Here is a 21,540-nt window from a genome sequence, read left to right as displayed (position 1 = left end):
CATGATCGAAGCACGCAACATCTCGGTGGCGATCGGCGGCAAGCGCATCGTCTCGCATGTCGATTTTACGGCGCGGCCCGGCGAGGTCTCGGCCATCGTCGGACCGAACGGGTCCGGCAAGACGACTTTGCTCAAGGCGCTGACCGGTGAGCTTGCCTATACCGGCACCGTCACGCTCAACGGCCGCGACCTGTCGGCCATGAAGCCGGTCGAGGCGGCGACGCTGCGCGCGGTGCTGCCGCAATCGACAGCGCTGTCCTTTCCCTTCACCGTGCGCGAGATCGTGCGCCTCGGCCTGATCGGCGGGCGCTCGGGCGTGCTGCCCGGCGAGGATGCACGGCTGCCGGAACGGGCGCTGGCGCGTGTCGACCTCGACGGCTTCGCCGGCCGCTTCTACCAGGAGCTTTCCGGCGGCGAGCAGCAGCGCGTGCAGCTTGCCCGCGTGCTCTGCCAGGTCTGGGCGCCGGTGCTCGAAGGGCGGCCGCGTTATCTTTTCCTCGATGAGCCGGTCTCCAGCCTCGACGTCAAGCACCAGCTCATCATCATGAACATCGCGCGCGATTTCGCCCGGCGCGACGGCGGCGTGGTGGCGATCCTGCACGATCTCAATCTGACGGCCATGTATGCCGACCGGATTTTCGTGCTGCATGGCGGCCAATTGGCCGCCGCCGGGACGCCAAAGGATGTGCTGAACGACGAACTTATCGAGAAGGTGTTCGACTGCAGGCTCAAGGTCGGCGCGCTGCCGGCAGGGAATACCCCGTTCGTGCTGCCGCAGTCTGCTGCCTAGGCCTTTGCTGAGAGCCAACGGCTCCAGTTCTGCATCGCCACAATGCTCGAACGTCACGGGATTCTATGGTCTGCGCTGCGTCGCTGCGCTCCTTGCTCCGCCCTGGAATGACGAAGTCATGGGCGGCGGCGCTCCTCGGGAACCAAGCCGCCAAGGCGCGATTACGCCGCTGGCGCGCGCTGCTCCAGAAGGTCGATGCCGAGCAGGCTGCGGACATTCGGGCGCGCGGCGATCAAATCGGCGATCGTGTAGCGGGAAAGCACGGCGAAGAAGGCGTTGAGCGCCTCGCGCAGCGCCGAATTCAGGGCGCAGCTGTCGACCAGCGGGCATTCGGCCGCGTCATTCTCGAAGCACTCGGCCATGGCGAAGCTCTCTTCGGTGACGCGCACGACATCGAACAGGCTGATCTGCTCGGCCGGGCGACCCAGGCGCACGCCGCCATTGCGGCCTCGCACGGTTTCGACCAGGCCAGCCTCGACCAGCGGCTGCAGGATCTTGAACAGGAACAGCTCGGACACCGAATAGGCGGCGGCGATCTCGGGGATGCGGCTCAGCCTGTCGGTATTTGCGGCGCAATACATCAGGATGCGCATCGCATAATTGGTCTGGCGCGTGAGCCGCATGGTATCCTCATGGAAATATTAGCTTGAGCCGAATATGGCCCATAGTTTGGAACAATTCCAGACTGGACCGGTACATAGCTGAACAATGTTGTCAACTTTTTGTGCATGCCGGTGCGGATAGACGGCCGGATGCCTCCCCAAGCTTCGAGCAAGCGTTTTAGGGGCGCAGCCACTAGATAGAGGCGGATGCAAACAGGAAACGGCCTTTCCATGTCACAATCAGCTCCGGCCCTCGCGCCGGTTCGATTCGATGCCGACGCGCAGGCGAAGCTCGCGGCATTGCGCAGGACCAAATTCGTTGCCGCCGCAACGCTCGCGCTCTGCATCCTCGTCTTCGCTTTGGCGAAATCCTTCCAGGGAACCTATCCGTGGCTCGGCTTCGTTGCTGCCTTCGCCGAGGCGGCGACGATCGGCGGCATCGCCGACTGGTATGCCGTGGTGGCGCTGTTCAGGCGGCCGCTGGGACTCCCGATCCCGCACACCGCAATCATTCCGGAAAACCAGCACCGCATCGCCGACAATCTCGGCCGCTTCATCGAGGCCAATTTCCTGGCGCCGGAACCGGTGCGCGAAAAGCTCGCCGAGGTGGACTTCGCCGCCTTGGTCGCAGATTGGCTAGGGGATGCCGAGCGCGCCGCCGGCCTGTCGCGATTCGTCGCCCGGCTGGTGCCGCAGACGCTGACGGCGGTGGAGCAATCCGGCCTGCGCGACTTCGTCACCAGCCGTATGCTGGAGCAGATCGAGAAGGTGCCGCTGGCGCCGCTTGCGGCGGATCTTTTGTCGGCGCTGACCGACGATCGTCGCCACCAGAAGCTCTTCGATGAATTCACCCGGGTCGTCGGCCGCTTCCTCAACGACGAGCAGGCGCTGGCGACGATGCGCGAAAAGATCCGCGAGGAATTGCCGTCGCTGTTCAACCTGTTTCGCGCCGATGCCTATCTTTTGAAGAAGATCGTTGCTTCGGCAGGCTCGCTGCTCGACGAGGTGAGGGCCGATCCCAACCATCCGATGCGCGCCGAATTCGACGGTTTCGTACTTGGCTTCATCGAACGGCTCAGGACCTCCAAGCAATATGCAAGGCGCGCCGAGAAGCTGAAGCGCGATTTTTTGGGCCGTCCGGAGGTGAGGGCGCTGGCCGGCGATGCATGGACAAGCCTGCGCCTGTTCATCGAACAGGACGCCAATGCGCCGAATTCGACGATCCGCGAGCACCTCGCCAACATGTTCGTCGAGGTCGGCAGGCATCTGGCCGACGACGCGCAGATCAGGGCCGACATGAACCAGGGCTTTGTCGTGGCGCTAGCCTCGTTCGTGGAAACCCAGAAGAGCGGCGTATCGACGTTCATCGCCGACCAGGTCAAGCGCTGGGACCTGGCGCAGCTGACGCGGTTGATCGAGACGAATATCGGCAAGGACCTGCAATATATCCGTTTCAACGGCATGATCATCGGCGGGCTAGCCGGGCTGGCGCTCTACACGGCGGAACGGCTTTTCCTGGTCAATTGACGCTGGCCCAAGGAGCACTATTCTCCTTCAAGGGCGCCGCATGGCGACCGGCAGGGAGGCACAGCATGGCAAAACAACCGGAGTCGGACTCCTTTCTCGACATGTTCAGCAAGTTCGGCCGCGACCTCAAGCTGCCGAATGTCGATGCGATTCTGGATCATCATCGCAAGAACCTCGAAGCCTTGGAAAAGTCGGCGCGAGCAGGTGCGGCCGGCGCCTCCTCGGTGCTCGCGAGGCAGCATGAGATGGTGCAGAACGCCTTGAATGAAATCACGCGGATGGCGCAGAACTACCAGACGCCGGGCAATCCGCAGGAGCTGATGAGCAAGCAGGCCGAATTTGCCCGCAGGTCGTTCGAGACGACGCTGAAGAATGCCAGCGAAGTGGCTGACCTTGTGCGTAAATCCAGCACCGAATCGGTCGAGATCCTGCGCGACCGGATCAGGAATGCGATGGCGGAAATCCGCGCCGGCTACGAAAAGAAATAGGCTGTCCGGCGTTCGGCCCATCATAGACCGACATGCGATGCAACCGGCGCAAGCGCTTGAGCGTTCTCGGCCTGCCCTAAAAGCATCAACTCTACCGGCGAAAATTGCGAGGCGGCGAATTGACAGAGGCCGCCGCTCATGGTCGGGAGACAGCAAGAGTGATGGGAAAGCCGGAATGACGGAAACACGGCCGAGGACGCCGCCGACCTTCGAACAGTTGCGCACGATGTCCGGGCAGGAGCTCGGCGTGTCCGACTGGACGACGGTCGACCAGCAGCGCATCGACCAGTTCGCCGAATGCACGGGCGACCATCAGTGGATCCATGTCGATCCAGAGCGGGCGAAACGGCAGAGTCCGTTCCGCACCACGATCGCGCATGGTTATCTGACCTTGTCGATCATCGGCGCGCTGGCGCTGGAGATGGGCATCGTGCCGGAGAACACCCAGGCCGCCTTCAACTACGGCTTCGACAAGGTACGCTTCCTGGCGCCGGTCAAGGCCGGAGCGCGCATCCGGTTGCGCACCACGCTGCTTTCCATGGAGGATCTCGGCCCCGGCCAGTATCTGATGAAGGCAGCCAACACCGTCGAGATCGAAGGGGAACAGAAGCCGGCGCTGACCGCCGAGACGCTGGTAATGATGTACGAGCGCCGAAAGAAACGGGCCTAGACATTAGCCGACATTCAGGAAGGCCGGCCTGATCAGAAGCCTGCTAGCAGAGCCTAAACAAGTTTGCGGCGGGACGCCGTAACCGCTCTTTCCAAGACGGTGAAAATACGTTCGTCGGCGCATTGCGCGACGTTGAAGCGCATGAAGCGGCCGGCGCTATGCGACAGGCTGAAGGCATTGCCGGGCGCCAGCACGACATTGTCCGAAAGCGCATGACGCGCGACTTCCGCCGCGTCGATGCCGTCGGGCAGGCGGCACCAGAGGAACATGCCGGCGGGCTGGTCGATCCAGGGCGTGATGCCCATCGCCTTCAGCCTGCCGGCGGTTTCGGCCATGGCGCGCGACAGGCGTGTGCGCAACTGCTCGACATGTTTTCGGTAACTGCCGTCCTTCAACAGAGTCAGCACCAGTTCGGCTGACAGCCGGGTGCCGCCGAAGGTCGTGGCGATCTTGAGATCGGTCAGGCCTTCCATCCAGTCGGCCGGCGCCGCGATGAAGCCGCAGCGTATCGAAGCCGACAGCGTCTTGGAGAAGGAGCCGATCTGGACGACGCGCTGCAGTCCGTCGAAGGCCGCGAACCGCGGAGCAGGGTTGTGCTCGAAGTCGGCGAAGATATCGTCCTCGACTATGGTGAGGTCCGCCTGGTCGGCGAGCTTCAGCAGCCGATGCGCGGTGACCGGCGACAGGATCGCGCCGGTGGGGTTATGGATGCCGGAATTGGTGATGTAGAGGCGCGGCCGGTGCTCGGCGAGCGCCTCCGCGAAGAGCTCGATGTCCGGCCCCGAAGAGGTGTAAGGCACACCGACCACCTTGGCCTGATGGGCGCGCAGCAGGGCGTGAAAGTTGAAATAACAGGGATCGTCGACCAGGACCGCGTCGCCGGGCTCGATCAGGAAGCGGCACAAAAGGTCGATCGCTTGGGTGCCGCAGTCGGTCAGCATGATCTGGTCCGGCGAGACCTCGACGCCATGCTCGGCCATGCGCCTTGCCAGCAATTGGCGAAGCGGCGGCAGGCCAAGCGGCGTGCCGTAGTCGGCAAGCGCCACGTCGTCCGCGCGGGCAGCGGCGCGCAGCGCCCGGCGCAAGGCGGCCTGCGGCATCCAGGACGCCGGGAGCCAGCCGCAGCCGGGCTTCAGCATCTCCTCGCCCGCTTCGAGCGACTGCCGCGATACCCAGAGGGGGTCTACGGCGCGGTCAAGCCGAGGGCCGATCTCGGCCAGCGACAATGGCGCAAGCTGGCCGGCGGCGTAGAAACCGGAGCCGGGCCGCGAACGGATCGTGCCTTCCGCCGCAAGGCGCTCATAGGCCTCGACCACGGTCGACTTCGACACCTGCATGAATTTGGCCATGGCCCGTATCGACGGCAGGCGGGCGCCGGGCGTCAGCGTGCGGGCCGCGATGCGCTGGCGGATTGCCGCCATGACGGTTTCGACGAGGGTGGCGCCACTGGCATTTGGGCCTGATGCGTCCATCTGTACTTCTCTGCCGACCATTACAGTTTTGTGGAACTGTACTCCATTGTATCTGGCAACACCATGGCCCGCGCCGGTACGGAAGCGCAAACGGAGCGGATCATGGAAAAGAGTTTCGACGGCTGGCTCAGCGGCTTCATCGGGGTGCTGATCTTCAGCGGGTCGCTGCCGGCGACGCGGGTGGCGGTGATGGACTTCGACCCGACCTTCCTGACGGCGGCCAGGGCGGCGATCGCCGGTCTGCTCGGTATCGCGATGCTGCTGCTATTCCGCGAGAAGCGTCCGGAGCGCGGCGACCTGATCTCGCTGGCCGTCGTCGCGCTGGGTGTCGTGGTCGGCTTCCCGTTGCTGACGGCGCTGGCGTTGAAGCATGTCACTTCGGCGCATTCGATCATCTTTGTCGGCCTGCTGCCGCTGGCGACCGCCATCTTCGGCGTGCTGCGCGGCGGCGACCGTCCGCGCCCGGCATTCTGGTTGTTCTCGTGCCTGGGCAGCGCTCTGGTCGCCGGCTTTGCGCTGGCGCAAGGCGTGACCGCGTCGCCGGTCGGCGACGGCCTGATGCTTGGCGCCATCATCGTCTGCGGGCTGGGCTACGCCGAGGGGGCCAAGCTGTCGCGCAAGCTCGGCGGCTGGCAGGTGATCTGCTGGGCGCTGGCGCTATCGCTGCCGGTCATGCTGGCGTTGAGTTTCGCGACGCTGCCGCCATCCTTTGCGGCCATCGGCTCCGGGGCCTGGATCGGCCTTGGCTATGTCTCGCTGTTCAGCATGCTGATCGGCTTCGTGTTCTGGTACCGCGGCCTCGCGCAAGGCGGCATCGCCGCAGTCGGGCAGCTGCAATTGCTGCAGCCCTTCTTCGGCCTGGCACTGGCGGCGAGCCTGCTGCACGAAAAGGTCAGCCCGATGATGGTGGTCGTCACGCTCGGCGTCGTAGCCTGCGTTTTCGGGGCGAAGAAGTTCGCGCGGTAAGCACCTCTAATTTGCTTTGACGCAATTCCGGACGGAAAACCGTTTCACACTTTTTCTGGAATTGCTCAGAACGTCGTCACCACGCCGATGCCTATCCCCTCGAAGCCGCCCATCCCCATCAGCGCGGCAGGCGCCTCATCTAGGCTGATCTTCTTGCCCACCAGCAATTCGGGTTTGAGCTTGCCGGTGCGGATCATCTCCATCATCGCGGAATAGCGGTAGGCTTGCATGCCGTGGCTGCCGAGGATTTCGAGCTCGAAGGCGATCACCTTGTCCATCGGCACTTGCGGGCGGGCATGCTCGCCCAGCATCAGCCCGACCTGAACGTGGCGGCCGCGACGGCGCAGGTTCGAGATCGAGTTGAACGATGTGGTGGGATGTCCCAGCGCGTCCATCGACATATGCGCGCCGCCATTGGTGATCTGCTTGACGGCCTTGACCACGTTCGGCGTCGTCGAGGCGTTGATCGTCGCCACCGCGCCGATCTTCCTGGCGAATTCCAGCTTCTCCTCGGTGAGGTCGATGGCGATCACATTGGCGCCCATGGCGCTGGCGATCATGATCGCCGACAGACCGACGCCGCCGCAGCCATGCACCGCCACCCATTCGCCGGGCGTCACCCGGCCCTGGTCGACGATGGCGCGGAACGAAGTGACGAAGCGGCAGCCCAGGCTGGCTGCGGTGGCGAATTCCATCTCCTCCGGCAGGCGCACGAGGTTAGTGTCGGCATGCTCGATGCCGACATATTCGGCGAACGAGCCCCAGGCGTTGAAACCCGGCTGGGACTGGTGCTCGCAGACCTGATGGTTACCTGAGGTGCATTCGTAGCAGCGGCCGCAGCCGACGGCGAAGGGCACTGTGACGCGATCGCCGGCCTTCCAGCGGCTGACCTGCTTGCCGGCGGCGACGACGACGCCGGCAAGTTCATGGCCGGGGACATGCGGCAGCGTGATGCCGTCGTCATGGCCCATCCAGCCGTGCCAATCGCTGCGGCAAAGACCGGTCGCCTCGACCTTGATGACCACGCCGTCGGCGGCCGGCTTCGGATCGGGCACGGTCTGGATCGTCGGCGCCTCGCCGAATTTCTCGAACACGACGGCTTTCATCGGCAAACTCCCACGTTTTGAGCTGACGATAGCCGATTCCGCGGGCGGTCGACCGGAAATCGATTCTGCCAGCGCCGCGGCTGGCGGACCGATCGGTTATTCCGGCTGCTGGCGGAAATCGGCCAGCCGCGTTTCGCCCGGCGCCAGCAGGCGACCGTCCTCGGCATGAACTTCCAGGCGGCGGATCGGCCTGCCGGTCCGGGTGTCGACCATGAAGGTGTAGGGCTCGCCCGGGCCGGAGAAATAGGTCTCTCCCCACTGGCGCAGAGCTACGAGCACATAGAACAGGCCACGGCCTTTTTCGGTCAGCACATATTCATGGTGCGCGCTGCCGTCCGGTGCCGGAACGATTTCGAGGATGCCATGCGCGACCAGATTGCGCAGGCGCGCCGACAGGATGTTCTTGGCCACGCCGAGGCTTTTCTGGAATTCGCCGAAACGCCGCAAGCCGTCGAAGGCGTCACGCACGATGAGCAGCGACCACCAGTCGCCGATGGCATCGAGCGGCCGAGCGATGAGGCAATCCGCGCTTTGATGGCTCGTCCGTTTAACCATTTCGTTGGTCCAGCCTCCTGATTTCGGTTGCAATATAAAACCGCTTTGCATATTTCGCAACGGTTTCAAGTTGCAACCGAATGGAGAGCGCGATGGATCTGCAGCTGCAACGAGCCGATCTGCGACAGTTCGAAGACGGCGAGGGAGGAAAGGCCAAGGCCGGATTGCCGCGCCTCACTGCGCTGATCTTCGCGGTTGCTTGCGGCTTGAGCGTCGCCAATGTCTATTTCGCGCATCCGCTGCTCGATGCCATCGCGCGCGACTTCGCGATCGACCCCGCCTCGGTCGGCATCGTGGTGACGATGACGCAGATCGGCTACGCGCTCGGCCTGTTCTTCATCGTGCCGCTCGGCGACCTGTTCGACCGTCGCAAGCTGGTTGTGACCCAGGCCGTGCTTTCGGCCTTGGCGCTGATCGTTATCGGTCTTTCGCCGAGTGCCGCGATGCTGCTTGCAAGCCACGCTGCGGTCGGCCTGCTCGCCGTCGTCGTGCAGGTGCTGGTCGCCTATGCCGCCGATCTGGCGGCGCCTGAGGAGCGGGGGCGGGCGGTCGGCACCGTCACCAGCGGCGTCATTCTCGGCATCTTGCTCGCGCGTTTCGTTGCCGGACTGATCGCCGATTTTGCCGGCTGGCGCTCCGTCTATCTTGTCTCGGCAGTGCTCACGCTGGTGATGGCGGCGATCTTGTTCCGGGTGCTGCCCCGCCACGAGGCGGCGCGGCCGCCAACATCCTACGCCAGGCTGCTCGGCTCGGTGCTGCTTCTGTTCGTCGAGGAACCCTTGCTGCGCGTGCGCGCGGTGCTGGCGCTGCTGATCTTCGCCGGTTTCAACGTGCTGTGGGCGCCATTGGTGCTGCCGCTCGCAGCGCCGCCTTTTTCGCTGTCGCATACAGCGATCGGATTGTTCGGCCTGGCCGGAGTCGCCGGCGCGCTCGGCGCTCGCTGGACCGGTATCCTCGTCGATCGTGGGCGGGGCCAGTTGGTGACCGGCCTTGGCCTCGCGCTGATGGCCGCCGCCTGGCTGCCGATCGCGCTCATGAGCAAGACGCTCTGGTTGCTGGTGCTGGGCATATTCATGCTCGACCTCGCCATCCAGGCCGTGCACGTCACCAATCAAAGCCTGATCTTCGCCCGCCGGCCGGACGCCCGCAGCCGGCTGGTCGGCGGCTATACGATCTTCTATTCGCTGGGCAGCGCGCTCGGCTCCATCGCCTCGACCATGACCTACGGCGCCTGGGGCTGGACAGGTGTTTGCGCACTTGGCGGCGCCATCGGGCTGGCGGCGCTGGTGTTCTGGGCGGTGACGTTGAGGCTAGGAGGCTAAGCCCGGGCTATTCGGCATCGATCTGGTTCTGCGGCGCAGCCTTCTGGAATGCCGGCAGCGCCATGCAGGCGGTGTTGATGCGCGCGATCACCGGATAGGGCGCCATGTCGACGCCAAAGCGGGCATTGTTGGTGACCTGGGCGGCGAGGCAGATATCGGCGAGGCCGGGTGCATCGCCATGGCAGAACGCGCCGGTCTCGGGCGAGGAGGCCAGAATCTTTTCAAGCGGCTGGAAGCCTTCGTTCACCCAGTGCCGGAACCAGTTGACGACATCTTCGTCGCCGGCGCCGAACAAACTGCGCAGCGAGGTCAGCACGCGCAGATTGTTCACCGGGTGGATGTCGCAGGCGATCATCTGCGCCAACATCCTGACGCGAGCTCGACCCAGCGCATCCTTCGGCAGCAGCGGCGGCTCAGGCTGGATCTCGTCGAGATATTCGATGATCGCCAGCGACTGAGTCAAAAGCCTGCCGTCGTCCAGTACCAGCGCCGGCACCAGACCTTGCGGATTGACAGCGAGATAGGCGGGCTCGAGATGCTCGCCGTGGCGCAGATGATGCGGCACATGGGTGTAGTCCAGCCCTTTCATCGCCAGCGCGATGCGCACCCGGTATGAGGTGGAGGAGCGGTAGTAGTTGTGGAGGACGAGGTCGCTCATCGCCTCGGCTGCCCAATGGTCACCTCGATCTCGCCGATGCCGTCCACCCCGCCGGTGATCCTGTCGCCGGCCTGGACCGCGCCGACGCCGGCCGGCGTGCCGGTGAAGATCAGATCGCCTGGTTGCAACTCGACTGCCTCGCTGCAGGTCGCGACGATGTCGGCGGTCGGCCAGATCAATTCGGCAAGGTCGCCGTCCTGCTTCACCGCGCCGTTGACGGCGAGCCAGATTCGGCCTTTCTCCGGATGTCCCGATTTCGCGGCCGGGACCAGCGGTCCGCAAGGCGCGGACCGGTCGAACGCCTTCGACCAATCCCAGGGACGCGCTGCCTTCTTCGCCTGATCCTGCAGGTCGCGGCGGGTCAGGTCGACGCCGACGCCATAGCCCCAGACATGGGCGAGCGCATCGGCGCGCGGAATGCGGAAGCCGGCCTTGCCGATGGCGACGACCAGCTCGATCTCGTGATGCAGGTTCGAGGTCAGCGGCGGGTAGGGGATCTCGGCGCCGCTGTCGACAACCGCATCGGCCGGCTTGGTGAAGAAAAAGGGCGGGTCGCGCTCGTCATTGCCGAGCTCGCGCGCATGCGCCGCGTAATTGCGGCCGACGCAGAAGATGCGGCGCACGGCAAAGCGCTCCGCCGAGCCTGCGACGGCAACCGACGCGATCGCCGGCGGCGGAAGGACGAATTCTGGCATGGTTTTTTCTCTGTGTTGGCATTAATCGTGCCTACCTTCCGCCGATTTTGCCGGGCGGGCAAGACTCGGGCGTCCCGGCACATCGGCCTGTCGTTTCAGTGACAATGCGCTTTATCATTGGGCGTATACTATTTGCCAATAATCTGGCCATGGTCACAGGACTATCCTGTGCCGGCTGAAACCGAACCGATGCCTGAACCCGTGCAATGACCTCCGTCAGCGATCGCGCCCGCTTCCTGATCATCGACGACCACCCGCTGTTTCGCGAGGCGCTGCATAGCGCGGTGCAGATGGCCTATCCGGACGTCGACACGGTCGAGGCGCGCTCGATCGCGGAAGCGATCGAGCTTCTTGCCGATGCCAAGCCGTTCGACCTCGCGCTGCTCGATCTGAGCATGCCCGACGTGCATGGCTTCGAAGGCCTCCTGCAGTTGAGGACCCGCTACCCGCGGCTGCCTGTTGTGATCGTGTCGGGCTATGAGGAGCCGAAGATCATCTCCGAGGCGCTGTCCTACGGCGCCGCCGGCTTCATCCCGAAATCAGCGCGCAAGAGCGATCTTGCAGCGGCGATCCGTTCCGTGATGGACGGCGCCGTCTATGTGCCGGAGAACTACGAGGGCCAGCCGCCCGACCCCGACAGCACCGACCGCGCCGACATGGTGCAGCGCTTGGCGAGGCTGACGCCGCAGCAGCTCAGGGTCCTACAGATGCTGCGCCAGGGCATGCTGAACAAGCAGATCGCCTATGAGCTGCAGGTGGGCGAGACCACCGTGAAAGCGCATGTCTCGGAGATATTGCGCAAGCTCAATGTGTATAGCCGCACTCAAGCGGTGATCGAGGTCTCGAAGCTGGACAACGCGGAGCTGTTTCGCGACCAGGCTGGGTTTTGAGGCGATGTTTCTACGCCAACAAATGCGCCAGCAGCGCGCGTAGTTGCGCCGGCTTCAGCGGCTTGCGCATCAATTCGATCCCCGCGGCTCGAGCGGCCTTGGCGACGAACTCGGAGCCGTCGGCGGTAACGATCAGCGCCGGCACGGGGCGGCCGAGATAGTCGCGCACGTCGGCGATCGTCGCGGTGCCGAGGTCGCCGCCGTCGAGATGCTGGTCGGCGATGACGATGTCGGGCATCCAGGCAGTGTCGCCGAGCAGGTCGAGCGCATCGTCGGTCGAAGTGGCGGCGCGCACCTGGCATTGCCAGCGTTCCAGCAGCGAGGTCATGGCGGAGAGCACGTCGACGTCGTTCTCGACCAAAAGCACCTTGGTGCCGAACAGGCCGTAGCCGCGCGGGCGGTCCATGTCGGCGACGGCCGCCACCGGTTCGGCTGCCATGCCGACCGGCACGTCGATGTGGAAGATGGTGCCGCGCCCGACCTTCGAGGAAAAGGTGACGGGGTGGCCGAGCGCGGCGGCCATGCGGCGCACGATGGCGAGGCCGAGGCCAAGCCCGCCGGCGAGCCCGGCATCGGCAAGCGTCACGGTGCCGCGGTGGAATTCCTCGAACACTGCTTCGCGCTGATCCTCGGCAATACCGCAGCCTGTGTCGGCGACGTCGATGCGGATGGTATCGCCGCGATGCCTGGTGCCGACCAGCACGCCGCCGGAGCGGGTATAGCGCAAGGCGTTGGAGAGGATGTTCTGCAGGATGCGCCTCAGCAGCGTGCGGTCGGTCCGCACGACGACATTGACCGGGCGGAATTTCAGCGACAGGCCTTTCTTTTCCGCCTCGGGCAAGAAGTCCGAGCGCAGCGAGGAAAACAGCGTCTCCAGGCTGATGTCGACGATTTCCGGTTGCACCACGCCAGCGTCGAGCTTGGATATGTCGAGCAGGGTGCGCAAGAGGTCTTCCATCGTCTCCAGCGAGCGCTCGACCTGGCGCACCAGCTTGCGGCCTTCCTCGCTGGTCTGGACCTCGGCCAGTGCCGAGACCGAAAGGTGCGCGGCGTTGAGCGGCTGCAGCACGTCGTGGCTGGCGGCGGCGAGGAACCTGGTCTTGGAAAGGTTCGCCAACTCGGCCGTTTCCTTGGCGGCGACGAGGTCGATGTTCGATTGCTCAAGCCTGCGCAGCGTGGCGTGCAGTTCCTCGGTGCGGTTGCGCACCCGGTTTTCCAGCGAGATGGCTGTCTGGAACAGCGAGAAGGCGTTGCCCTGCTGGTCCATCGAACGCTCGACCCGGCTGAGAAGGGCCGCGTTGATCTTCTTCAGCCTATCGAGGTCGTTGATGTCGCGAAGCGGCATCTCGCTCACTCGGCTGCCCGGCGCTCGCCGAAGGCGATGCCGGTAAAGGTCTGGTTGAGGTGCATGGAGCGATACTGCTCGCCATAGGTGCCGAAGCCGATGACCTTGTTGGTCCGGTAGAGTTCCGAAATGTCACGGTAGACTTGGCGGTTGCGCGCATCGAGCCGGCGCAGCACGCAGTCGAAACCCAGGATCATGTCGATGCCGCCGACCTTGCGTTCGGCGTCCTCCAAGGCGGCGCGCGTCGCTTCCACCATGTTCTTCGGCTGGGCTATGGACAGGACGACGCCGTCGTCGATGGCGCAGAAGAACGATAGCGAGCCGTCGACATGCATGCGCTGGATGGAACGGCAGTAATATTCGCCGGCCACCTTCACCACGACCGGATGGGAAGCGAAGCTTAGCGGCGTCAGCGCCTGGGCCACAGTGCCGACGGAGGCCGCATATTCCTCCGCCGCGTTGGTGGCGTTGAATTCGTGCACGATGCGATGGTCCGGGTCGGACGCCGTCACCACCAGCTTCTCGTCGGTCGGAACGAAATTGTCGGTCTTGAAGACGTGGAAAGGGATCTCGGTCGCGACCAGCACGATGATGGCGCTGTCGGAAGTGACCTTGCCGTTCGAGATCAGGCTGGTCGTCTCGAATTTCAGGTCGTCGCCCGCCGAGCCGCCGATCAGCGGGATGTCGTCAAGCCCCCAGTGGATGGCCGAGGTCACCGCTTCCTCGGCATAGGAAAGCCCGTCGATGAAGCAGAGGGCAAAGACGCTCTTCGCCCGCTCCCGGCTGGCGCGGGATTGCAGCAGGCGCCGCAGCTCCACGACCTTGCCGGTTATCCCGTCCATCCCCGAGGAAGAGAGGTTCTCGACCGTGGTGCTGACGATCGAAAACGACGCCGACGGTAAAAGCAGGGCGAGGGCATGCCCTTCCTCCAGTCCCTGCGGCGTGATTTCGCCGGCGGTCGAGCAGCCGGCATAGGCGAGCGATGGCGCGTGAACCTTCAGTGCCTGCGCAAGCGCCGCTGCGTTGACCAAGCTTTGGGAGAAGAACAGAAGCGCGAAGCCGGCATCCACGATCGCCGCTTCCGCAGCGATGGCCCGGGCAAAGCAATCCGGGTCGGGCTCATCCGTGGTGAGCGCCGAAAGGCCGGATGCATAGCGTGTGCTCGAACTGGCCAGCTGCCTCCTCCGCAATTTCCTCCAACGCTGTTTTGTGCGTGTCTTTTCTTATGCCCGTCAGGCACGCTTCGCGTCGAAGGCATCTTTGCCTTCAATCCCGGTTTTGGCAATGGGGCGGGTTGCTGCGCTGCACATAGCTTTTGCCATGATCGAAAGTACAATGAAACCGGCGCTGGCAGCGCTGTTTTGCCCGTTGTACGGTGCGCGAATGACGTACTGCCGAAGCACAAGCGCGGCATCGGCAGGGTGAGGACCAAGGTAAATACCCAGGGAGGCTGTATGTCGGACGTGTCGTTGACTGTGAACGGGAAACGGGTCAGCGGGAGCGCCGAAGACCGAACGTTGCTGGTGCATTTCCTGCGGGAGCACCTGGGTCTCACCGGAACGCATGTCGGTTGCGATACGTCGCAATGCGGCGCCTGCGTGGTGCATGTCGACGGCAGGGCGGTGAAATCCTGCACGATGCTCGCCGCGCAGGCCTCGGGCTCGACCATCGTCACCATCGAGGGACTGGCCGACGGCGCGGAGCTGCATCCGGTGCAGGCCGCATTCAAGGAGCATCACGGACTGCAATGCGGCTTCTGCACGCCGGGTATGATCATGACGGCGACGGACATGATCGCGCGCCATCCGGAGGGCCTGGACGAGGCGACGGTGCGCGCCGAGCTCGAAGGCAACATCTGCCGCTGCACGGGCTACCACAACATCGTGAAGGCGATCCTCGCCGCATCGGAGACGATGGCGAAGGGCGCCAAGGGCAAGGCGAGACAGGCAGCTTAGGGGAATAAGGGAGCAGGGGAGTAAGGGAGTAGGTGAAGAAGACACCGATTTCCCTACTGCCTTACTCCCCTACTGCCCTACTCCCCTAAATTCCGGAGGAATTTCCGCAATGGGTATCGAAGGCGTCGGCGCCCGCGTGGCGCGCAAGGAAGACAAGAGGTTCATCACAGGCGGCGGCCGCTATGTCGACGACATGGTGGTGCCCGGCATGAAGCATGCCGTGTTCGTGCGCAGCCCGCACGCGCATGCGCAGATCAAGAAGATCGACGTGAAAAAGGCGCAAGCGATGCCGGGCGTCGTCGGCGTCCTGACGGGCAAGGAGCTCAAGGCCGACGGCATCGGCAATCTGATCTGCGGTTGGATGATCCACTCCAAGGACGGAACGCCGATGAAGATGGGCGCGTGGTCGCCTCTGGCCGTCGACAAGGTGCGCTATGTCGGCGACGCGGTCGTCATCGTGATCGCCGACACCAAGGGCCAGGCGCGCGACGCGGCGGAGGCGGTCGAGATCACCTACAAGGAATTGAAGGCCGTCGTCGACGCCACCAAGGCCATCCAACCCGGAGCGCCGCAGGTCCATGCCGAGGCCGAGAACAACCTGATCTTCGACTGGGAGCTCGGCGACGGCAAGGCGACCGACGCGGCGATCAGGTCGGCGGCCCATGTCACGCGCATGAAGATCGTCAACAACCGGCTGGTGCCGAATGCGATGGAGCCGCGCGCGGCTCTCGGGCACTACGACAAGGCGGAGGACCACTATACCTGCTGGACGACGTCGCAGAACCCGCATGTCGCGCGGCTGGTGATGAGCGCCTTCTACAATGTCGCGCCGGAAAACAAGCTGCGTGTGATCGCGCCCGATGTCGGCGGCGGCTTCGGCTCCAAGATCTACATCTATCCGGAAGAGATCGTCTGCCTGTGGGCATCGAAGAAGACCGGCGTTCCCGTCAAGTGGGTCGCCGACCGCACAGAAAGCTTCCTGTCGGACGCGCATGGCCGCGACCATGTCTCGACGGTGGAGATGGCCTTCGACACGGATAACCGAATCACCGGCCTCAAGGTCGACACAATCGCCAATCTCGGCGCCTACATGTCGCTGTTCTCGTCCTGCGTGCCGACCTATCTCTACGCGACGCTCCTGTCGGGCCAGTACAACATCCCGGCGATCCACGCCAATGTGCGCGCCGTCTACACCAACACCGCCCCCGTCGATGCCTATCGCGGTGCCGGGCGGCCGGAGGCCACCTACGTGCTCGAGCGGATGATGGAGACCGCGGCGCGCGAGCTTGGGGTGTCGCCGGCGGAGCTCAGGCGCCGGAACTTCATCACGTCCTTCCCGCATCAGACGCCGGTGATCATGGCCTATGACGCGGGCGATTATAACGCATCGCTCGATGCGGCGATGAAGGCCGCCGACTATGCCGGCTTCACCAAGCGCCGCGCCGACGCCGCCAAGCAGGGCAGGCTGCGCGGCATCGGCATGAGCTGCTACATCGAGGCCTGCGGGCTGGCGCCCTCATCGGCCGTCGGCTCGCTTGGCGCCGGCGTCGGGCTGTGGGAATCGGCGGAGGTGCGCGTCAATGCCGTGGGCACGATCGAGGTGCTGACCGGATCGCACAGCCACGGCCAGGGCCATGAGACGACTTTCGCGCAACTGGTCACCCAGCGCTTCGGCGTGCCGATCGACTCCGTCTCCATCGTGCATGGCGACACCGACAAGGTGCAGATGGGCATGGGCACTTACGGCTCGCGTTCGGGCGCCGTCGGCATGTCGGCCATCGTCAAGGCGCTCGACAAGGTGGAGGCCAAGGCCAAGAAGATCGCCGCGCATCTGCTGGAGGCGGACGAGGGCGACATCGTCATCGAGAATGGCGAGGTCAAGGTCGCGGGCACCGACAAGAGCCTGCCCTGGTTCCAGGTGGCGCTTGCCGCCTATACCGCCCATAATTTGCCGGCGGGCATGGAGCCCGGGCTGAAGGAGACGGCCTTCTACGATCCGTCCAATTTCACCTTTCCGGCCGGCTGCTACATCTGCGAGGTCGAGATCGATCCGGAAACCGGGCTGACGGAAATCATCCAGTTCGTCGCGGCCGATGATTTCGGCAACATCATCAATCCGATGATCGTCGAGGGCCAGGTGCATGGCGGCATTGCGCAAGGCGTCGGCCAGGCCTTGCTGGAAGGCGCGCATTACGACTCCAGCGGCCAGCTTCTGACGGCAAGCTACATGGATTACACCATGCCGCGCGCGGGCGACCTGCCGTCCTTCAAGGTCTCGACCTCGAACACGCCATGCCCGGGCAATCCGCTCGGCGTCAAGGGCTGCGGCGAGGCCGGCGCCATCGGTTCGCCGCCGGCGGTCATCAATGCCATCACCGATGCGCTCGGCGTCGTCGACATCCCCATGCCGGCGTCGCCCGCGACGGTGTGGGCAACCATCCGCGCGACGAAGCACTGAGGAGGAGCGATCATGTATTCCGTCAACTATCACCGTGCTTCCTCCGTCGCCGACGCCGCCAAGCTCTTGAAGAACGGCGATGCCAAGCTGCTCTCCGGCGGCATGACCTTGATCCCCGCCATGAAGACGCGGCTAGCGGCGCCCTCGGACCTAGTCGACGTCTCGCGGCTCAAGGACCTGCAGGGCGTCAAGGTGTCCGGCAAGACGATCACCATCGGCGCCGCGACGACGCATTACGACGTCTCCACCGACGAGAAGCTGAAGAAGGCCTGTCCGGCGCTCGCCCATATGGCATCGCTGATCGGCGACCCGGCCGTGCGCCACAAGGGCACGATCGGCGGCTCGATCGCCAACAACGATCCGGCGGCCGACTATCCGGCTGCGCTGCTGGCGCTGGGCGCGACGATCATCACCAACAAACGCGAGATCGGGGCGGACAAATTCTTCAAGGGCCTGTTCGAGACAGCGTTGAAGGAAGGCGAGATCATCACCGCGGTGAGCTTCACCGCGCCGACCAAGGCAGCCTACCAGAAGTTCCGCAACCCGGCTTCGCGCTACGCCATCGTCGGCGTGTTCGTGACCAAGGGCAAGGACGGGGTGAGGGTGGCGGTGACCGGCGCCGGCGAGGACGGCGTCTTCCGCTGCAAGGAGATCGAGGCGGCGCTGGCGAAGAATTTCGATGCCGCGGCGCTCGACGGCCTCAAAGTGCCGGCAAAGGAGCTGATGAGCGACATCCATGCCTCCGCCGACTATCGGGCCAATCTGATCGCAGTGATGGCCAAGCGCGCCGTGGCCGCGGCCAACGCCTGAGCGGCAATGCCGCGGATCAAGGAAGGGGCCGGCTCGGCCCCTTTTCGTCATAACGGAGGCTTGACCGGGAACGCCGGTCAAATTTCAGCTTCGCACTTGCACAAAATTATCCCGCACTGCAAAATAAATTCGGCGGGAACACCAGATGGTCCGGGATGCGGGCGAGGCTTCGCGTGCGGACCTCGAGTTGCGAAGGCACGGTATGACCGACATCTCCGCAGCGTCCGTCGTCCTGCCGCGGACCGCAGCCGACAGGGAAGCCAGGACAAGGCTGGCCTATCTCGACGGCTGGCGCGGCCTGTCGATCGCCCTGGTGCTGATCGGCCATTTCTTTCCGGTCCCGGGAATCAATCTCGGCGTCCTCGGCGTCGAGTTCTTCTTCGTACTGAGCGGCCGGCTGATGGGCGAGATCCTGTTCATCGAGCACTTTCCGCTGAAGAAATTCTTCAAGCGCCGTTTCTCACGCATCTATCCCGCGCTGCTGGTGTTCGTGATCGCCGCCATGATCGGTCTTGCCGGCACCTACATCGCGTTCAAGTGGAAGGCGGCACTGACGGCGCTGACCTTCACCTACAATTTTGCCGGCATCTTCATCGATCGCGCCGGCGCGCTCGACCATATCTGGTCGCTCTGCGTCGAGGAGCACTCCTATATCCTTTTGGCGCTGATCAGCGTGGTGGTTCCCGGAAGGGCGAATGTCGTGCGGCTGCTGGTCGTGCTGGCGCTGCTGGCCATGGCCAACGGCGCCATTTCCTACGGGGTGCTCGGCATGGGCTACGAGACCACCTATTGGCGCACCGACGTGCATATCGCCTCGATCCTGCTATCGGCTGCGATCTGCCTGCTCAAGGCCGATGGGCGCCTGCCGGCTTTCCTGAAGAGCCGCCATGTGGCTGTCGCGGCCGCGGCCTGCGGCGCTCTGCTGTTCAGCGACCGGGTACCGACGCCTCTGCATTACACTCTCGCCGTGCCGCTTCTGGCGCTGGCGGTCAACACGCTCGACTTCGCCGGCGGCACTCTGAAGGGGCCGTTGTCGTCGCGGCCGATGGTGATGCTCGGGCTGTGGTCCTATTCGCTCTATCTCTGGCAGCAGCCTTTCTACAAATTCGTCGATGAGCGCGGCAGCGCGCCGATCCCGATGCTGGCGGCCGTATTCGCCTGTGCGCTGGCGAGCTATTACATCGTCGAGAAACCCGCCCGCGGCTGGCTCAACCGCAACTGGTGATCAAGCAAGTTTCGTCGCTCGTTGCGCAGCGAGATAGCGGCGGAGCCCGGCTTCGCCGCGCGGCGTGGTCCAGCGACGGTTCCAGGCGAAGGCTGGTCTCAGAACCGCCGCCAGCAGCTTGGGGGTCGGCCTCTCGACCGTGACCTGCCAAACCAGATCGACATGCGTGCCGGTCCCGGACGGCGACAGCTCCGCCCGCCAGAGCCCGTCGAAATCGAAGGCCTTCACCGCCGGGCCGGGTATGAGCTCGGCAGCTTCGATGATGAAAGTTCAGCTCATAGGGCAGGGCGCCGCGCGCTCTTGCCCAGGCGCGGGGCGCCGACGACGCCCTTGCCCTTCTTGTCGAGCGGCTCGACCTCCTTATAGGCATCGCCCCACCAAAGCGGCAGAAGCTGAGCGTCCGACCGCACGTTTCACTTGCTGGGGTGTGCCTTCGGCGATGTCCCAGCTCTCGTCGAAGCGGAGGACATTGCTGGCCATGATGTCGCCCCACCAACAGCGGAGCAGCTATGTAGCTTCGGCTTGTTTTCCTAGCCAGCGTGGTGGCGGCGCTCAGGCGGCGATGGGTTTTGCCCAATAGCGCACCGATTTCTTGCCGCCATGGATCACCGCATCGCCGACCTCGGCGAAACCGAGCGCGGCATGAAAAGCATCCGAGGCGGGATTGGGCGGATCGGCGTTGACCTCACAGGTGACGATCGTGTGGCCGGCGCGCCGGGCCTGCTCGAACAGATCCTCGTAAAGCCGTCGGGCATGGCCGCGGCCACGGGCACCCGCAGCTACGACGACACGATCGACATAGACGAAGCGCAGGTAGCGCTGGCGAAACCAGAGGAAGTTCGGGCTGTCGTAGTCTGCATCCTGGTCGAAGGTCATGATGAAGGCTTCGAGCGCGCCGATGCGGCGCGTGTAGAAGGCTTGCCTGATGAGGAAGGACAACCGATCCGCCTCCAGCCAGGAAAGTTCCGCCGCATGCTCGTTGTTGAGCACGAGGATGGCGGCTTCGTCGCCGGGCGAGACGCGTTCGATCGGCAGCAGATATCTGGTCGTCTCAGCCATTAAGCCCTCGCGGCCCTGATCGTCGCCGCCACCTTGGCCTGGTCGGTTACCGTGTTGCGGTATTCGCGGTCGAGATCGGTGCCGCCCATGCCGACTTGCGGGTTGCGGTAGCGCATGGCGCTCGGAACATCGGCAAGGGCGGCAAAATGCATTTCGGTCAATCCGGTGCGCTTATGCACCTCGCCGATGGTGTCGGGCGCCAGGGCACCGCAGCCGAGGATGATGATGCGATCGCCGGCCTGGCGAACCAGCTCCGCCAGAAGCTCGATGCCTTCGAGCGCGGTGTCGCGCTGGCCGCTGGTCAGCACGCGGCCGACCTTGCAGCGAATCAGGGCTTCGAGCGCCTCGAACGGATCGCGCGTCATATCGAAAGCGCGGTGGCAGGTGACGTTGAGCGGGCCGGCAGCCTCGACAAATGCGCCCATACGCGCCTCGTCGACGGCGCCGTCGGCGGTGAGGCAGCCGACAACGACGCCGGCGACGCCCAGCTCGCGCAGCGCTTCGACGTCGGCAAGCATCGAGTGGTATTCGGCTTCGCTGTAGAGGAAGTCACCGCCGCGCGGGCGCACGATGACGTGGAAGGGAATGGTCGCGCTTTCGAGCGCGGCGCGCACCGTGCCCAGGCTCGGCGTGATGCCGCCTTCGATCAGGCTGGCGCAGAGCTCGACCCGGTCGGCGCCGGCCGCCTGCGCGGCGAGCAGCCCGTCAATGCCTTCGACGCAGATTTCGATCAGGGGTCTTTGCGTGTCCACCACCGGCTTCCATCCATGCTTTCGATGAGATGGGCAGCCGTAGCACCGGGCGCGCCGCCGCGAAAGCCGCAACCATCGGTCCAGCCATGGAAGCCGCTTGACAATGTATAACTGTAAAGTTATTGGTTATCCATAACTAGAAGGTTATTGATCGGTGTGTGCCCCTGCCGGCCGCAAGAACCCGAGGAAACCGAC

Annotated in this window: 23 protein-coding genes; 11 read left to right on the top strand and 12 right to left on the bottom strand. The window is 64.5% G+C overall.

Annotated features, from left to right (window positions below; translation table 11 throughout):
• The first annotated feature begins 1 nt into the window (after position 1).
• Positions 2–790 carry a heme ABC transporter ATP-binding protein gene (locus tag FJW06_RS05995; RefSeq protein WP_140749388.1) on the top strand — a complete coding sequence of 263 codons (789 nt, stop codon included), beginning with the start codon at positions 2–4 and terminating at the stop codon, positions 788–790.
• Positions 791–951: 161 nt separating this feature from the next.
• Here the strand turns inward: FJW06_RS05995 and rirA are convergent, their stop codons facing one another.
• A complete protein-coding gene (rirA, locus tag FJW06_RS05990) occupies positions 952–1,413 on the bottom strand; it encodes an iron-responsive transcriptional regulator RirA (protein ID WP_041004061.1) in 462 nt (153 codons plus the stop codon).
• A 210-nt stretch (positions 1,414–1,623) separates the two neighbouring features.
• On the opposite strand from rirA, the gene FJW06_RS05985 reads away from it, so the two are divergent.
• The 3 genes from FJW06_RS05985 (at position 1,624) to FJW06_RS05975 (ending at position 4,077) form a co-directional block, all read left to right on the top strand.
• Positions 1,624–2,919, top strand: a complete 1,296-nt coding sequence (locus FJW06_RS05985; RefSeq protein ID WP_140749385.1) for a DUF445 domain-containing protein — start codon at positions 1,624–1,626, stop codon at positions 2,917–2,919.
• A gap of 65 nt (positions 2,920–2,984) precedes the next feature.
• Entirely contained in the window at positions 2,985–3,407 is a 423-nt protein-coding gene (phaP, locus tag FJW06_RS05980) for a TIGR01841 family phasin (RefSeq protein ID WP_140749859.1), read from the top strand.
• 175 nt (positions 3,408–3,582) lie between these two features.
• Positions 3,583–4,077 carry a MaoC family dehydratase gene (locus FJW06_RS05975; RefSeq protein ID WP_140749382.1) on the top strand — a complete coding sequence of 165 codons (495 nt, stop codon included), beginning with the start codon at positions 3,583–3,585 and terminating at the stop codon, positions 4,075–4,077.
• Between the two features lie 53 nt (positions 4,078–4,130).
• Here FJW06_RS05975 and FJW06_RS05970 read toward each other — a convergent pair whose 3' ends face one another.
• Positions 4,131–5,549: a PLP-dependent aminotransferase family protein gene (locus FJW06_RS05970; RefSeq protein WP_140749379.1), complete on the bottom strand. Its 1,419-nt coding sequence runs from the start codon at positions 5,547–5,549 to the stop codon at positions 4,131–4,133.
• Between the two features lie 102 nt (positions 5,550–5,651).
• Here FJW06_RS05970 and FJW06_RS05965 point away from each other — a divergent pair, with 102 nt between their 5' ends.
• On the top strand, positions 5,652–6,515 hold the full coding sequence (locus tag FJW06_RS05965; RefSeq protein WP_140749376.1) for a DMT family transporter: 864 nt from the start codon (positions 5,652–5,654) through the stop codon (positions 6,513–6,515).
• A gap of 65 nt (positions 6,516–6,580) precedes the next feature.
• Here FJW06_RS05965 and FJW06_RS05960 read toward each other — a convergent pair whose 3' ends face one another.
• The gene (locus FJW06_RS05960; protein WP_140749373.1) at positions 6,581–7,621 is read right to left on the bottom strand and encodes a zinc-dependent alcohol dehydrogenase family protein; all 1,041 of its coding nucleotides are present in this window, start codon (positions 7,619–7,621) and stop codon (positions 6,581–6,583) included.
• Positions 7,622–7,717: 96 nt separating this feature from the next.
• A complete protein-coding gene (locus FJW06_RS05955) occupies positions 7,718–8,176 on the bottom strand; it encodes a helix-turn-helix domain-containing protein (protein WP_140749370.1) in 459 nt (152 codons plus the stop codon).
• A 92-nt stretch (positions 8,177–8,268) separates the two neighbouring features.
• Here FJW06_RS05955 and FJW06_RS05950 point away from each other — a divergent pair, with 92 nt between their 5' ends.
• The gene (locus FJW06_RS05950) at positions 8,269–9,498 is read left to right on the top strand and encodes an MFS transporter (RefSeq protein ID WP_210238951.1); all 1,230 of its coding nucleotides are present in this window, start codon (positions 8,269–8,271) and stop codon (positions 9,496–9,498) included.
• Positions 9,499–9,505: 7 nt separating this feature from the next.
• On the opposite strand, the gene maiA is transcribed toward FJW06_RS05950, so the two are convergent.
• On the bottom strand, positions 9,506–10,156 hold the full coding sequence (gene maiA, locus FJW06_RS05945) for a maleylacetoacetate isomerase (RefSeq protein ID WP_140749364.1): 651 nt from the start codon (positions 10,154–10,156) through the stop codon (positions 9,506–9,508).
• Positions 10,153–10,851 carry a fumarylacetoacetate hydrolase family protein gene (locus FJW06_RS05940; RefSeq protein ID WP_140749361.1) on the bottom strand — a complete coding sequence of 233 codons (699 nt, stop codon included), beginning with the start codon at positions 10,849–10,851 and terminating at the stop codon, positions 10,153–10,155. Before FJW06_RS05940 ends, maiA begins: the two co-directional genes overlap by 4 nt.
• A 206-nt stretch (positions 10,852–11,057) precedes the next feature.
• Here FJW06_RS05940 and FJW06_RS05935 point away from each other — a divergent pair, with 206 nt between their 5' ends.
• Positions 11,058–11,741: a response regulator transcription factor gene (locus FJW06_RS05935; protein ID WP_040981753.1), complete on the top strand. Its 684-nt coding sequence runs from the start codon at positions 11,058–11,060 to the stop codon at positions 11,739–11,741.
• Between the two features lie 10 nt (positions 11,742–11,751).
• Here the strand turns inward: FJW06_RS05935 and FJW06_RS05930 are convergent, their stop codons facing one another.
• Positions 11,752–13,086: a hybrid sensor histidine kinase/response regulator gene (locus tag FJW06_RS05930; protein WP_140749856.1), complete on the bottom strand. Its 1,335-nt coding sequence runs from the start codon at positions 13,084–13,086 to the stop codon at positions 11,752–11,754.
• A 5-nt stretch (positions 13,087–13,091) separates the two neighbouring features.
• On the bottom strand, positions 13,092–14,276 hold the full coding sequence (locus FJW06_RS05925) for an FIST signal transduction protein (protein WP_140749358.1): 1,185 nt from the start codon (positions 14,274–14,276) through the stop codon (positions 13,092–13,094).
• A 264-nt stretch (positions 14,277–14,540) separates the two neighbouring features.
• Between FJW06_RS05925 and FJW06_RS05920 the strand changes: the two genes are divergently transcribed.
• The 4 genes from FJW06_RS05920 to FJW06_RS05905 all read left to right on the top strand — a co-directional run bounded on the left by FJW06_RS05920 (position 14,541) and on the right by FJW06_RS05905 (position 19,534).
• Positions 14,541–15,041, top strand: a complete 501-nt coding sequence (locus FJW06_RS05920) for a (2Fe-2S)-binding protein (protein WP_140749355.1) — start codon at positions 14,541–14,543, stop codon at positions 15,039–15,041.
• Between the two features lie 109 nt (positions 15,042–15,150).
• Positions 15,151–17,499, top strand: coding sequence for a xanthine dehydrogenase family protein molybdopterin-binding subunit (locus FJW06_RS05915; protein ID WP_140749352.1), 2,349 nt, complete (start codon positions 15,151–15,153; stop codon positions 17,497–17,499).
• Between the two features lie 12 nt (positions 17,500–17,511).
• On the top strand, positions 17,512–18,309 hold the full coding sequence (locus tag FJW06_RS05910; RefSeq protein WP_140749349.1) for a xanthine dehydrogenase family protein subunit M: 798 nt from the start codon (positions 17,512–17,514) through the stop codon (positions 18,307–18,309).
• A gap of 202 nt (positions 18,310–18,511) precedes the next feature.
• Positions 18,512–19,534 carry an acyltransferase gene (locus FJW06_RS05905; protein WP_140749346.1) on the top strand — a complete coding sequence of 341 codons (1,023 nt, stop codon included), beginning with the start codon at positions 18,512–18,514 and terminating at the stop codon, positions 19,532–19,534.
• On the opposite strand, the gene FJW06_RS30450 is transcribed toward FJW06_RS05905, so the two are convergent.
• The 4 genes from FJW06_RS30450 to FJW06_RS05890 all read right to left on the bottom strand — a co-directional run bounded on the left by FJW06_RS30450 (position 19,535) and on the right by FJW06_RS05890 (position 21,345).
• The gene (locus tag FJW06_RS30450; RefSeq protein WP_246674538.1) at positions 19,535–19,762 is read right to left on the bottom strand and encodes a hypothetical protein; all 228 of its coding nucleotides are present in this window, start codon (positions 19,760–19,762) and stop codon (positions 19,535–19,537) included. It lies immediately after the preceding gene.
• Between the two features lie 47 nt (positions 19,763–19,809).
• Positions 19,810–19,944 carry a hypothetical protein gene (locus tag FJW06_RS30770; protein WP_281404877.1) on the bottom strand — a complete coding sequence of 45 codons (135 nt, stop codon included), beginning with the start codon at positions 19,942–19,944 and terminating at the stop codon, positions 19,810–19,812.
• A 142-nt stretch (positions 19,945–20,086) separates the two neighbouring features.
• Positions 20,087–20,593, bottom strand: coding sequence for a GNAT family N-acetyltransferase (locus FJW06_RS05895; protein ID WP_140749343.1), 507 nt, complete (start codon positions 20,591–20,593; stop codon positions 20,087–20,089).
• Complete coding sequence (locus FJW06_RS05890) at positions 20,593–21,345, bottom strand: copper homeostasis protein CutC (protein ID WP_246674537.1); 753 nt, start codon at positions 21,343–21,345, stop codon at positions 20,593–20,595. The genes FJW06_RS05895 and FJW06_RS05890 overlap by 1 nt, the downstream gene beginning before the upstream one ends.
• Between the last annotated feature and the right edge of the window lie 195 nt (positions 21,346–21,540).

The sequence above is a fragment of the Mesorhizobium sp. B4-1-3 genome (genome assembly GCF_006439355.1).
Taxonomy (GTDB): domain Bacteria; phylum Pseudomonadota; class Alphaproteobacteria; order Rhizobiales; family Rhizobiaceae; genus Mesorhizobium.
The sequence above is the reverse complement of the archived record's forward strand: the minus strand, read 5'-3'. Positions and strand labels throughout refer to the sequence as shown.